The organism is Lelliottia sp. RWM.1, assembly GCF_016859735.1.
Classification (GTDB): Bacteria; Pseudomonadota; Gammaproteobacteria; order Enterobacterales; family Enterobacteriaceae; genus Enterobacter.
Map to the genome: position 1 here is coordinate 43966 of NZ_WLVC01000011.1, position 13502 is coordinate 57467.

General features: G+C 51.8%; 10 protein-coding genes. 5 read left to right on the top strand and 5 right to left on the bottom strand.

Annotated elements, in window-relative coordinates; genetic code table 11:
- Nucleotides 1-146: 146 nt before the first annotated feature.
- The 3 genes from GF617_RS10940 (at nucleotide 147) to GF617_RS10950 (ending at nucleotide 5938) form a co-directional block, all read left to right on the top strand.
- Nucleotides 147-1217 carry an acyltransferase family protein gene (locus GF617_RS10940; protein WP_203451670.1) on the top strand — a complete coding sequence of 357 codons (1071 nt, stop codon included), beginning with the start codon at nucleotides 147-149 and terminating at the stop codon, nucleotides 1215-1217.
- Nucleotides 1218-1368: 151 nt separating this feature from the next.
- Nucleotides 1369-4815, top strand: coding sequence for a transcription-repair coupling factor (gene mfd, locus GF617_RS10945; protein WP_203451671.1), 3447 nt, complete (start codon nucleotides 1369-1371; stop codon nucleotides 4813-4815).
- Between the two features lie 157 nt (nucleotides 4816-4972).
- Nucleotides 4973-5938 (top strand): L,D-transpeptidase family protein, encoded by a 966-nt coding sequence (locus GF617_RS10950; RefSeq protein ID WP_203451672.1) that lies wholly within the window; start codon nucleotides 4973-4975, stop codon nucleotides 5936-5938.
- Nucleotides 5939-6015: 77 nt separating this feature from the next.
- Here GF617_RS10950 and bhsA read toward each other — a convergent pair whose 3' ends face one another.
- Nucleotides 6016-6273 (bottom strand): multiple stress resistance protein BhsA, encoded by a 258-nt coding sequence (gene bhsA, locus GF617_RS10955; protein ID WP_181623087.1) that lies wholly within the window; start codon nucleotides 6271-6273, stop codon nucleotides 6016-6018.
- A gap of 245 nt (nucleotides 6274-6518) precedes the next feature.
- On the opposite strand from bhsA, the gene comR reads away from it, so the two are divergent.
- A complete protein-coding gene (comR, locus tag GF617_RS10960; protein WP_181623086.1) occupies nucleotides 6519-7154 on the top strand; it encodes a TetR family copper-responsive transcriptional repressor ComR in 636 nt (211 codons plus the stop codon).
- A gap of 203 nt (nucleotides 7155-7357) precedes the next feature.
- The gene (locus GF617_RS10965) at nucleotides 7358-9559 is read left to right on the top strand and encodes a TonB-dependent receptor (RefSeq protein WP_203451673.1); all 2202 of its coding nucleotides are present in this window, start codon (nucleotides 7358-7360) and stop codon (nucleotides 9557-9559) included.
- Between the two features lie 61 nt (nucleotides 9560-9620).
- Here the strand turns inward: GF617_RS10965 and GF617_RS10970 are convergent, their stop codons facing one another.
- The 4 genes from GF617_RS10970 to nagZ form a co-directional block, all read right to left on the bottom strand.
- Nucleotides 9621-10160 carry a glycine zipper 2TM domain-containing protein gene (locus GF617_RS10970; RefSeq protein ID WP_181623085.1) on the bottom strand — a complete coding sequence of 180 codons (540 nt, stop codon included), beginning with the start codon at nucleotides 10158-10160 and terminating at the stop codon, nucleotides 9621-9623.
- Between the two features lie 189 nt (nucleotides 10161-10349).
- Nucleotides 10350-11654, bottom strand: coding sequence for an NAD(P)/FAD-dependent oxidoreductase (locus GF617_RS10975; RefSeq protein WP_181623084.1), 1305 nt, complete (start codon nucleotides 11652-11654; stop codon nucleotides 10350-10352).
- A 237-nt stretch (nucleotides 11655-11891) separates the two neighbouring features.
- Entirely contained in the window at nucleotides 11892-12434 is a 543-nt protein-coding gene (gene ycfP, locus GF617_RS10980; protein ID WP_181623083.1) for an alpha/beta hydrolase YcfP, read from the bottom strand.
- A 34-nt stretch (nucleotides 12435-12468) separates the two neighbouring features.
- Nucleotides 12469-13494 carry a beta-N-acetylhexosaminidase gene (gene nagZ, locus GF617_RS10985; RefSeq protein WP_203451674.1) on the bottom strand — a complete coding sequence of 342 codons (1026 nt, stop codon included), beginning with the start codon at nucleotides 13492-13494 and terminating at the stop codon, nucleotides 12469-12471.
- Nucleotides 13495-13502 lie beyond the last annotated feature (8 nt).

The following is a 13502-nucleotide window of genomic DNA, read 5'->3' on the forward strand; positions in this document are numbered from 1 at the left end:
AATCATAGTGCTATCTGCAGATTCCGCGACACATAACCTCCACCTTTTCTGAAAATCGTGCTGATACAGACTGTTACCCATTACAACCCCTCCCCCTTCACCCAGGATTAACGGTTCGTTTATGGCAATACAGGTATCGGTTCCCGATGAAACAAAAAGCATTATGGATTAATCAGATAAAAGGGCTGTGCATCTGCCTTGTGGTAGTTTATCACTCAGTGATCACCTTTTATCCTCACCTTAGCGGGTTACAACACCCGATGTCCGGCCTCCTCGCCAAATGCTGGATCTACTTTAACCTCTATCTCGCCCCATTCCGCATGCCAGTGTTTTTCTTTATCTCCGGATATCTGATACGCCGCTATATTGATGACGTAGGCTGGCGAATCAGCCTAGATAAGCGGATCTGGAGCATTGTCTGGGTACTGGCACTGTGGGGAGTCTTGCAGTGGCAGGCGCTGAGTCACCTGAATGACTGGCTGGCCCCTGCCCGCCAACTGGCCACCTCATCCAACGCGGCCTATGCCGACTCAGTGAGCGGTTTTCTTTTGGGCATGCTCACCGCCAGTACCAGCCTGTGGTATCTGTACGCCCTGGTGGTCTATTTCCTGTTGTGCAAAATGCTGAGCCGCTGGAAGTTGCCGCTGCTGGGAATTCTGGCCCTGGCAAGTATTGCGATTAACATCCTGCCCCTTCCCTGGTGGGGAATAAACAGCGTGGTGCGTAACATGATCTATTACAGTCTTGGCGCGTGGTATGGCGCACAGCTTATGACCTGGATGAAGAACATGTCGCTGCGCCAACGCAGGCTGCCTATTACCCTTTTCGCGTCAGCATCGGTAATGCTTTGGTTTGCAAACATCCCGATCCTGCTCTCTCTGCTGTCAATCGTACTGACCATGAAACTCTTCTACACCGTTGAGCTGCATTATGCTGTACGGCCCAATAATCTGTTCAATGTCATCGGCTCGAACACCATCGCCATTTACACCACCCATCGAATTTTAATTGAGGCATTTAGTCTCATCCTGATCGGTGAATTGAATGCAGCCTCCTGGCCCATTTGGGCAGAGCTGACGCTGATTGTTCTCTATCCTTTTGCCAGTCTTCTGATTTGCACCCTTGTCGGGCTCGGCGCGCGCAAGCTCTCCACGACCCTGTTTGGCGATGTTTTCTTCTCACCCCCCGCCCGCCTCTCCCCGGCACAGGCTTCCTGATAATCCAGCCTTTCGCCCTCTAGCGAGGGCGTGTTTGCCTCTCGTGCGGTTGTGGTTTGCTAATGTAAAACGATCGAGGATAATAAAGACATTGCGTATCAGTGATATGCCCCAATACTGTGGTATACCCATAAGAGATTCTGACATAGCCATGCCTGAACACTATCGTTATTCCTTGCCCGGCAAAGCGGGTGACCAACGCCAGTTGGGAGAACTCACCGGTGCGGCCTGTGCCACGCTCGTTGCCGAAATCGCGGAGCGGCATCCAGGTCCCGTGGTGCTGGTCACCCCGGATATGCAAAATGCATTACGCCTGCACGATGAAATCCGCCAGTTCACAGATAATCTGGTGTTCAGCCTGGCCGACTGGGAAACACTCCCATACGACAGCTTCTCCCCGCATCAGGAGATCATCTCCTCGCGCCTCTCCACGCTGTATCAGCTTCCGACCATGCAGCGTGGTGTATTGATTGTTCCGGTGAATACTCTGATGCAGCGCGTCTGTCCGCACAGTTATCTGCATGGACACGCCCTGGTGATGAAAAAAGGCCAACGCCTGTCCCGCGACGCTCTGCGCGCGCAACTCGACAGTGCCGGTTATCGTCACGTCGACCAGGTGATGGAGCACGGTGAATATGCCACCCGCGGCGCATTGCTGGATCTTTATCCGATGGGGAGCGATCAGCCCTACCGTCTGGATTTCTTCGATGATGAAATCGACAGTCTGCGTGTATTTGACGCCGACACGCAACGCACGCTCGAAGAAGTGGGATCCATCAACTTGCTGCCGGCTCATGAGTTTCCGACAGACAAAACCGCCATCGAGTTGTTCCGTAGCCAGTGGCGCGACAAATTCGATGTGAAGCGTGATGCAGAACATATTTATCAGCAGGTCAGCAAAGGCACTCTGCCTGCCGGTATTGAATACTGGCAGCCGCTGTTCTTTAACGAGCCACTGCCAGCCCTGTTCAGTTATTTCCCGGCCAATACGCTGATTGTAAACACCGGAGATGTGGACAACAGCGCCAGCCGCTTTGAAAGCGAAACCCGCGCACGTTTTGAGAACCGTGGCGTGGATCCTATGCGCCCGTTGTTGCCACCAGAACAACTGTGGTTGCGTAGTGATGAGCTTAATACTGAACTCAAACGCTGGCCGCGTATCCAGCTCAAAACCGAAACCCTTGCAGATAAAGCCGCCAACACCAATCTGGCGTTCCAGAAGCTTCCCGATTTGGCGGTTCAGGCACAGCAGAAATCCCCGCTGGATAACCTGAGAAAATTCCTTGAAGCCTTTACCGGGCCGGTGATTTTTTCTGTTGAAAGCGAAGGCCGGCGTGAAGCGTTGGGTGAACTGCTTGGTCGCATTAAGCTCGCCCCGAAGCGGATTTTACGCCTGAGCGAAGCCACCGATAATGGTCGCTACCTGATGATAGGTTCGGCTGAACATGGCTTTATCGATACGCTGAACAACCGGGCGCTGATTTGTGAAAGCGATCTGCTCGGCGAACGGGTAGCACGCCGCCGCCAGGACAGTCGCCGCACTATCAACCCGGACACGCTGATCCGTAACCTCGCTGAGCTTCATCCGGGCCAGCCAATTGTTCACCTCGAACACGGCGTAGGGCGTTACGCTGGCATGACAACCCTTGAAGCCGGAGGCATCAAAGGCGAATACCTGATGCTCACCTATGCCAACGACGCCAAACTGTATGTTCCAGTGTCATCGCTACACCTGATTAGCCGCTACGCAGGCGGTGCAGAAGATAACGCCCCCTTGCATAAACTGGGCGGCGATGCCTGGGCGCGCGCGCGGCAAAAAGCGGCGGAAAAAGTCCGTGATGTGGCAGCGGAACTGCTGGATATTTATGCCCAGCGAGCCGCGAAAGAGGGATATGCCTTTAAGCATGATAAAGAGCAATACCAGTTGTTCTGCGACAGCTTCCCATTTGAGACCACACCGGATCAGGCACAGGCCATTAATGCCGTATTGAGTGATATGTGCCAGCCCCTGGCTATGGACAGGCTGGTGTGCGGTGATGTTGGCTTTGGTAAAACCGAAGTGGCGATGCGTGCTACCTTCCTGGCCGTTGAGAATAACAAACAGGTTGCGGTTCTTGTGCCAACGACGCTGCTTGCCCAACAGCACTACGACAACTTCCGCGACCGTTTTGCCAACTGGCCCGTACGGATTGAAATGCTGTCACGTTTTCGCAGTGCCAAAGAGCAGACGCAAATCCTGGAACAGGCCAGCGAAGGGAAAATTGATATTCTGATCGGCACACACAAGCTGCTGCAAAGCGACGTGAAGTGGAAAGATCTGGGGCTGCTAATTGTCGATGAAGAACACCGTTTCGGGGTGCGTCATAAAGAGCGGATTAAAGCGATGCGCGCTGACGTCGACATCCTGACGTTAACCGCAACACCGATCCCACGTACGCTGAATATGGCGATGAGCGGAATGCGCGATCTGTCAATTATCGCCACGCCTCCGGCACGTCGTCTGGCCGTTAAAACCTTTGTTCGCGAGTACGACAGCCTGGTCGTACGCGAAACCATTCTGCGTGAAGTGCTGCGTGGGGGACAGGTGTATTACCTGTTCAACGACGTAGAAAACATCCAGAAAGCGGCCGACAAGCTGGCAGAGCTGGTTCCTGAGGCCCGCATCGCCATTGGTCACGGGCAAATGCGCGAGCGCGAACTGGAGCGGGTGATGAACGATTTCCATCACCAGCGGTTTAACGTGCTGGTCTGTACCACCATTATTGAAACCGGTATCGATATTCCGACGGCCAATACCATCATTATTGAACGGGCCGATCACTTTGGTCTGGCACAGCTCCACCAGCTGCGCGGCCGCGTCGGGCGTTCGCACCACCAGGCCTACGCCTGGCTGCTGACGCCACATCCAAAAGCAATGACCACCGACGCCCAAAAACGTCTGGAAGCCATCGCCTCGCTGGAGGATCTGGGCGCAGGCTTTGCGCTGGCTACGCACGACCTTGAGATCCGCGGTGCAGGTGAATTGCTGGGCGAAGATCAAAGCGGCTCAATGGAAACCATCGGCTTCTCGCTCTATATGGAGCTTCTGGAAAATGCCGTTGATGCCCTTAAAGACGGACGTGAACCGTCGCTGGAAGATCTGACCAGCCAGCAGACCGAAGTCGAGTTGCGGATGCCTTCCCTGCTTCCGGATGATTTCATTCCGGATGTCAACACGCGTCTTTCGTTCTACAAACGGATCGCCAGCGCGAAAAACGAAAGCGAGCTGGAGGAGATCAAAGTGGAGTTAATTGACCGCTTTGGTCTGCTGCCAGATGCCGCCCGAAACCTGCTGGATATCGCCCGTCTTCGCCAGCAGGCACAAAAACTGGGGATCTGTAAACTCGAAGGGAATGAAAAAGGCGGTGTGATTGAGTTTGCCGAGAAAAACCACGTCAATCCAATGTGGTTGATTGGCCTGCTCCAGAAACAACCTCAACATTTCCGGCTGGACGGACCAACCCGTCTGAAGTTCACCCAGGAACTGGCAGAGCGCAAAACCCGCATGGAATGGGTTCGCCACTTTATGCGTCAACTGGAAGAGAACGCCATCGCTTAACCGGCTCAGCCTATGCCCCCGGTAACACAGTGATACCGGGGGTTACAATTTACAAACTCTTTGCAATCCACCTGGATTTCCCGACACTCCCATTCGCCATAATTATCATTACCCCCCTTAGATAACAATAACCTTATTATTTATATTGATTATGGTGATGATGACACCTTCACGTTTTACTCGCTGGATAACCTTGTTTGCGCTGGCCGCTACGGTGGCGATTGCGCTTCCTGCACGCGCTAACACCTGGCCACTTCCCCCGTCGGGGAGTCGGATGGTGGGCGAAAACCGTTTTCACGTCGTTGAAAACAATGGTGGTTCACTCGAAGCGATTGCAAAAAAATATAACGTCGGATTCCTGGCGTTACTGCAGGCAAACCCGGGCGTTGATCCCTATGTTCCCCGCGCAGGAAGCGTGCTGACCATTCCGCTGCAAACGTTGCTTCCTGATGCGCCACGCGAAGGCATTGTGATCAACCTTGCTGAACTGCGCCTTTATTATTATCCGCCGGGCAAGAATGAAGTCACCGTCTACCCAATAGGTATTGGCCAGTTGGGTGGCGATACGCTGACGCCAACAATGATCACAACGGTCTCGGATAAACGGGCTAATCCAACATGGACACCAACAGCGAACATCCGCGCCCGTTACAAAGCGCAGGGTATTGACCTACCGGCGGTTGTTCCCGCAGGCCCGGATAACCCAATGGGGCATCATGCTATTCGCCTCGCCGCCTTCGGAGGCGTGTACCTGCTGCACGGCACGAATGCCGATTTTGGTATCGGTATGCGCGTAAGTTCTGGCTGTATTCGCCTGCGTGATGACGATATCAAAACGCTCTACAGCGTGATCACACCAGGGACAAAAGTGAATATTGTGAATACGCCGATCAAGGTGTCTGAAGAACCTGATGGCACGCGGTTGGTCGAGATCCACCAACCATTGTCGAAAAACATCGGTGACGATCCGCAAACCCTGCCGATTACCCTGAATGACGCGATGTACCGCTTTAAAAACAGCGCCGGTACAGAAGGTGACGTGATGGAGCGAGCAATGGAAGCGCGTTCTGGTATGCCAGTGGATGTGACCCGGCATCATGATATTGCTCAGCAATCCCTGTAAGGCACGACGATAAAAAAAGGCCCCGCGCAAGCAGGGCCTTTTTTATTGCAGTGGCATAAATGAGGGTTTAGCCGTGCTTATTTGTAGATCACAGCAGTACCGTGCAGGGTGTTAGGACCTGTCACAGACGTAATGCGGAAAGATTTTGCGCCCATAGCTTCTGCTTTTTGTGCCAGTTGATCTTCCAGCGAGCTGAGATTAGTCCCTGCGTTGGCAGAAATTGTTCCTACTTTGTGTTGGTCTGCAGGAGTGGATTGCACTTCAACAGCAGCAAAGCTTGCAAAAGAGAGTGAGCTAAGCACAGCAGCAGCGATCAGGGTTTTTACGTTTTTCATGATTTTTACCTTTAGGCAGATGATTTTGAAGGTCGTAAGTTATTTACTTAACGATCGATAGATAAATAATAAGTGTGATCCACGTCACGCGTCAATATCTTTTTATAACGACCGTTAAATTAATTTTAATTCCGTTAATTTTCATACCCATATGATTAATTTATTTTTAAGCAATCAGCGCTGGTCGTGGCTCAGGAATATTTTTATAATGGTCGTTCAACAAACCAACAGAGGACCAACGGCAAATGACAACCGATATGACGAGTTGCGCAAAAAAAAGCCGTGGCCGACCAAAAGTGTTCGACAGGGAAGCGGCGCTCGATAAGGCCATGACACTCTTCTGGCAACATGGGTACGAAGCGACATCACTTTCCGATCTGGTGGAAGCCACTGGCGCGAAAGCTCCCACGTTGTACGCAGAGTTCACAAATAAAGAAGGGCTGTTCAGGGCTGTTCTGGACCGCTATATCTCGCGCTTTGCCGCAAAACACGAAGCCCAGCTCTTCTGTGAAGAGAAAACCGTTGAGCAGGCCCTGCGTGACTATTTCACCGCCGTCGCCACCTGCTTTACCAGCAAAGAGACACCGGCCGGATGTTTTATGATCAACACGTCGGCCACCCTTGCGGCATCATCCAGAGACATCGCCAATACGGTGAAATCGCGCCATGCCATGCAAGAAGAGACGCTGAGTTCGTTTCTGACCCAGCGTCAACAGCGCGGTGAAATACCTGCGCACTGTCATCCTCAGGAGCTGGCGCAGTACCTGAGCTGCATCTTACAGGGCATGTCAATCAGTGCCCGTGAAGGAGCTAGCCTGGAAAAACTGCAAAACATCACGCATACCACACTTCGACTGTGGCCAGAATTGCTTAAAGCATGATAATCAGGGCGGTTCGCCGCCCTTCCCCCTTTTCTTCCTCGCCATTGTTAAGTCTCTTCCCTCTCTAACCCCCTCATTTCTCTGGGTTGATAATGAGATTCTTTATCGGCAGTATTCGCATTTGCGTTTTACATCTATTTCACACTGCACCACGTGGTGTTTTGACCTGCCCATAAAAAAGAGCGAATGCTCAACAAGGAATGATGATGAAAAAGAAGAGCCTCTGGGTGCTCAATCCTGTATTGCTGGCAATCGCCATGCCGCTTTACGCCGACCAGACCAATGAAGATAACCTGGTCGTCAGTGCCAACCGCAGTCACCGTACCGTTGCCGAAATGGCACAGACAACGTGGATCATTGAACGCCAGGAAATTGAACAACAGGTTCAGGGCGGAAAAGAGTTCAAGGATGTTCTGGGACAATTGATTCCCGGAATGGATGTGAGTAGCCAGGGACGTACCAACTATGGAATGAACATGCGTGGCCGTTCTATCGTGGTATTGATTGATGGCGTGCGCCTCAACTCTTCTCGCACTGACAGCCGTCAGCTTGACTCTATTGATCCGTTTAACGTCGATCACATTGAAGTCATTTCGGGCTCGACCGCGTTATATGGCGGAGGCAGTACAGGAGGATTGATCAACATCGTCACGAAAAAGGGTCAACCTGAGACTCAGGTCGATCTTGAGTTGGGAAGCAAAACGGGGTTCAACAATAGCAACGATCACGATGAACGCGTTGCCACAGCCGTCAGCGGCGGTAACGACCATGCTTCTGGCCGACTTTCTGTTGCGTATCAACGCTTCGGGGGCTGGTACGATGGCAACGGTGATGCCTTAACCTTTGATAACACCCAGACGGGTTTGCAGCATTCGGATCGTCTTGATGTGATGGGAACAGGTACAATTGAAATCGACGATACTCGCCAGTTGCAGGTTGTGACCCAGTATTATAAAAGCCAGGGCGATGATGACTACGGGCTTTATCTCGATAAAAATATGAGTGCAGTTACAGGGACTGGAACAGCCCGTACTCGCAATGGTTTCAGTTCAGACCGTATTCCCGGGACAGAGCGCCATCTGATCAGCCTGCAATATTCTGATGCCGATTTCTGGGGACAGGAGCTGGTTGGGCAAGTTTACTACCGCGATGAATCCTTACGTTTCTATCCATTCCCGACCGTCGATAAAAATAAAAACATCACCAGTTTCGCGGCCTCTGAACAAAATACCGATCAATACGGAGCCAAGCTGACACTGAACAGTACACCGCTGAATGGCTGGCAGGTTACCTGGGGTCTTGATGCCGATCACGAGACATTTGATTCAAACCAGATGTTCTTTGACCTTGCCAACTCCGTCCCTTCTGGCGGTATGACGAACCGCTCTGTCTACACTACCGGCCGTTATCCGGGGTATAGCATCACTAACATCGCGCCATTCCTGCAAAACAGCTATGACATCAATGACATTTTCACCCTGAGCGGCGGTGTTCGCTACCAGTGGACAGAAAACCGCGTCGATGACTTTATTGGCTATGCCCAGCAGCAGGCAATCGCCAATGGTAAAGCATCCTCCGCTGATGCCATTCCTGGTGGTAAAACGGATTACGACAATCTGCTGTTTAACGCCGGGATCCTTGCGCATCTGACAGAGCGTCAGCAAGTCTGGTTTAACTTCTCTCAGGGGGTTGAACTTCCCGACCCAGGAAAATATTACGGCAATGGGGCCTATAAAGCCGCAGATGCGCAGGGCCACCTGGCGCTCGGCAAAAGTGTAAACCCGAATGACGCAAAACTTGAGGGTATCAAGGTTGACTCCTATGAGCTGGGTTGGCGTTACACAGGAAACAACCTGCGAACCCAAATTGCGGCTTACTACTCGTTGTCAGACAAATCTATTGATATCAACCGCAGTGATATGACTATCGATGTTAATCCGCAGGAGCGGCGTATCTATGGCGTGGAAGGTGCAGTGGATTACTTCATCCCGGATAGCACCTGGAGCATTGGCGGGAATTTCAACGTCCTGAAATCCGAGATCAAAACTAAGGGGGCATGGGAGAAATGGGATGTCACGCAGGCATCACCGTCTAAAGCCACTGCGTATGTTGGCTGGTCGCCTGAACCCTGGACGTTGCGTCTTCAGACGCAACAAACGTTCGACCTGAGCGATGCCGCAGGGAATAAAATTGACGGCTATAACACCCTCGATTTCCTCAGCAGCTACCAATTACCGCTGGGTAAATTATCCTTCAGCATCGAAAACCTGCTGGATAAACAATACACCACCGTCTGGGGACAACGCGCTCCGCTGCTGTACAGCCCAACCTATGGCAATGCAGCACTTTACGAGTATAAGGGCCGAGGCCGTACCTTCGGTCTGAACTACGCCCTGACCTTCTGAATCCATAAAAAAAGCTCCTCAGCCTGAGCGCCTGAGGAGCTAAGTTCAGAGAACCGCTTTTTTACACTTTGTTATTCAGTATCAACTGGCCATTCCCGTCCAACGGAATTTGTGTGCCAGGGTCTTTGTCCATGCGGATTTTGCCCTGCTGGTCGCCAATTTTGTAGGTTACGTCGTAACCCAACATTTTGTCTGATTTGTCGTATACCGTTTTGCAACGCTGCTGAGTCGTGGTGTAAGTGTCATTATCCTGCATCGCGCCCTGCACCTGATTACCAGCATAACCGCCGCCCAACGCCCCCACAACGGTAGCGACGTCTTTGCCTCGTCCACCGCCAAACTGGTGACCAATCACACCACCCGCAACTGCGCCGAGAACAGACCCGGCGATACGGTTTTCATCCTGTACAGGACGGCGATGTGTAACAGAGACGTTACGACATTCCTGACGAGGCGTTTTGACGGTTTCTTTAATGGGGGTTGCCGAAACAACCTGCGCATACTGCGGACCACGATCAAGTACGTTGAGACTGGCAACCGCAGCCACACCTAACGCGGCAGCTACGCCAATCCCTATACCCGCCAACATTGATTTATTCACGGGACTTCCTCCTTTGTTGCTATTGGTAACAATTCTGCAAGTCAGGACAGATTTCGCCAATCAGAATAAGGATCAAAATACGGGTGATTTCGGGAATATATCGTATTTAAGAGAACTCTTAAGCACGCTAACAGGGAAAACCAGCATGATATGCTAAAAGCCCCACCAGAAGCCGGTGGGGCGAAGAGATTAGTGCAGCTTCAGACGCGGGCGGATCACGCGGTTAATTCTGCCCACCAGCATCATCAGCCCGGTTTTAAAGTAACCGTGTAGCGCGATCTGGTGCATGCGATACAACGAGATGTACACAAAGCGCGCGATACGCCCTTCCACCATCATGGAGCCACGCATCAGGTTACCCATCAGGCTGCCAACCGTGGAGAAGTTGGAAAGCGAAACCAGAGAGCCGTGGTCTTTGTAGACGTAGGATTTCATCGGTTTGCCTTTGGTTTGCGCCAGAATATTGTGCAGCACGAGGCTTGCCATCTGGTGTGCAGCCTGAGCGCGCGGAGGGACAAATCCCCCTTCCGGGCGGGCACAGGACGCGCAGTCACCAATCGCGTAGATCTCAGGATCACGCGTGGTTTGCAGTGTCGGTTCCGTCACCAACTGGTTGATACGGTTAGTCTCCAGGCCGCCGATATCTTTCATGAAATCAGGCGCTTTAATGCCTGCAGCCCAGACCATCAGGTCCGCTTCAATGTACTCACCATCTTTGGTATGCAGACCACCGGCATCAGCACTGGTCACCATAGTTTGAGTCAGCACGCGTACACCCAACTTGGTCAGTTCGTTATGTGCTGCGCCAGAAATACGTGGAGGCAACGCAGGCAAAATGCGCTCACCGGCTTCAACCAGCGTCACATTCAGCGCTTCGTTAGTCAGCCCTTTGTATCCGTAGCTATGCAACTGCTTCACCGCATTATGCAGTTCTGCTGAGAGTTCAACGCCCGTTGCGCCACCACCAACAATGGCAATATTCACCTTGCCATTCGCACCCATATTACTGGTGTACTTCAGAAACAGATTCAACATCTCCTGATGGAAGCGACGCGCCTGATGTGGGTTATCGAGGAAGATACAATGATCTTTTACGCCCGGGGTGTTGAAGTCATTTGACGTACTTCCCAATGCCATCACCAGCGTATCGTAAGGCAGCTTGCGTTCCGGTACGAGCAGATCACCTTTTTCGTCGCGCAGTTCCGCAAGCGTAATGGTTTTGCTTTCGCGATTGATATCAACAACCGAACCCAACTGGAACTGGAAATGATGATTACGCGCATGCGCCAGATAGCTCAGCGCGTCAACGCCTTCATCCAGCGATCCTGTAGCCACTTCGTGCAACAGCGGTTTCCACAGGTGACTGTGGTTACGATCCACCAGCGTAATTTTGGCTTTTTTGCCGCGACCCAGCTTTTTACCCAGTTGTGTAGCCAGCTCCAGCCCGCCAGCACCACCACCCACAATCACTATCTTTTTCAATGGCGTAGTCAACGTGACCCCCTCAAATTATTAACCAATTGTTAATTAAAAGTTATAAACATAACCCTTAATTAACAACAAGTTACAGCACTGAAACCATTCAGGTGCATTGAGAATAACACGTCAGGCGCATTGGTCATACCAAAATTGATATGCATCAAGTTTTGATGTCTAAAAATCATACAGCTTCAGAAAAAAGAAGGCCCGGTAAGTAAAACTTACCGGGCCTGATAAGGTCGCAAGGATTGCTCAGCCTAGCGTTTTAAAGGCTTTGATGCGTTGCAGGTGCGGGGAGATATTCTTGAACTTATGCGTCTGTTCTTCGTCCCAGACGATTTCATAGTAATGATGTAACAGTTCCGCAGCACGCGTGCTGCTAAGCGCTTCATCATTGCGCGATAATATCACCAGACAACGATCGCGATTCTTCTCACGGAAGTTGCTGACGCATTTTGTCGCGATGTCCTCATATTCTTCAGGTCGATCTATCTTTCCTTCCATGTTCTCGTACGGGAACAGATTAGGATTGAATACCACCTGACGCATATCACACAAGAATCCGATACGTTCTGCCCAATACCCGCCCAGCCCAACGCCACAAATCAGCGGGCGCTCGTCAACATTGAGCTGCAGCATTTTGTCGACTTCCTTAAGTAAATGCTGCATATCATGCTTCGGATGACGCGTGCTGTAACTAATCAGCCGTACGTCCGGATCGATAAATTGCAGTTGCAGCACCTTCTCATGATTACCAGGGCTATTTGAGTCAAAACCGTGTAAATAGATGATCATCGTCTTCTCACCACGCTACACCCTCCGGGAGGGATTAAAGGCCTGCTTTATGTGCCAGCCAGCGCTCATTCAGCGCCTCAAGCTGTTCATTGATCGTCTTCCAGCGCGCGGAACTCATCAGCTCCTCACGGCTAAATGAACCTTTATGATACAATTGCGTAACACGCTCAGCATTGATCGGCGACAGGTTATCCAGCACGCTCACCGCCCCTTTACGATTATTGCAGACCAGGATCATATCGCAACCTGCGTCCAGCGATGCCTGTCCACGCTCCGCATAACTGCCCATGATAGCCGCGCCTTCCATGGACAAATCATCAGAAAAAATCACACCGTTAAAACCAAGCTCACTTCGCAGCACCGTGTTTAGCCAGTGCGCAGAACCACTCGCTGGCCGAGGGTCAACATCACTGTAGATAACATGCGCGGGCATGATGGCATCCAGTTTGTTATCGGTGATAAGTGAGCGGAAAACAGACATATCTTTGGCGCGAATGTCTGCTTCCGGACGCGGATCGCGAGGCGTCTCTTTATGAGAATCAGCCGTCACAGCACCATGTCCTGGAAAATGTTTCCCGGTGGTTTTCATTCCTGCATCATGCATTCCATCAATAAAACACGTGGCCATCGCCAGCGCCGTTTGCGGATCGGCATGATATGAACGCTCGCCAATCGCAGCACTGATATGCCCGACATCCAGCACCGGTGCAAAACTGATGTCGATATCCATAGCAATCATTTCACTTGCCATTAACCAGCCGGCATCCTGCGCCAGTTGACCTCCCTTCTCCGTTCCCAGCAACGCGGCAAAAGATTGTGCTGCCGGCAAACGGGTGAATCCTTCGCGAAAACGCTGTACGCGCCCACCCTCCTGATCCACGGCAACCACCAGACGATGGTGCGATGCCGCACGAATTTGCCGAACCAACTCACGCAGTTGCTCCGGGTCGTGATAGTTGCGGGTAAACAGAATCAGGCCGCCAACCAGAGGGTGCGCCAGAATCTCGCGCTCCTCCGCATCCAGCTCAAAACCTTCGACATCCAACATGACTGGACCCACACGAACCT

What these genes read in the sequence shown, in the direction of transcription:
- GF617_RS10940 (WP_203451670.1), top strand. Translation starts at nt 147, where the DNA reads ATGAAACAAAAAGCATTATGGATTAATCAGATAAAAGGGCTGTGCATC.
- mfd (WP_203451671.1), top strand. Translation starts at nt 1,369, where the DNA reads ATGCCTGAACACTATCGTTATTCCTTGCCCGGCAAAGCGGGTGACCAA.
- GF617_RS10950 (WP_203451672.1), top strand. Translation starts at nt 4,973, where the DNA reads ATGATGACACCTTCACGTTTTACTCGCTGGATAACCTTGTTTGCGCTG.
- bhsA (WP_181623087.1), bottom strand. Translation starts at nt 6,273, where the DNA reads ATGAAAAACGTAAAAACCCTGATCGCTGCTGCTGTGCTTAGCTCACTC.
- comR (WP_181623086.1), top strand. Translation starts at nt 6,519, where the DNA reads ATGACAACCGATATGACGAGTTGCGCAAAAAAAAGCCGTGGCCGACCA.
- GF617_RS10965 (WP_203451673.1), top strand. Translation starts at nt 7,358, where the DNA reads ATGATGAAAAAGAAGAGCCTCTGGGTGCTCAATCCTGTATTGCTGGCA.
- ycfP (WP_181623083.1), bottom strand. Translation starts at nt 12,434, where the DNA reads ATGATCATCTATTTACACGGTTTTGACTCAAATAGCCCTGGTAATCAT.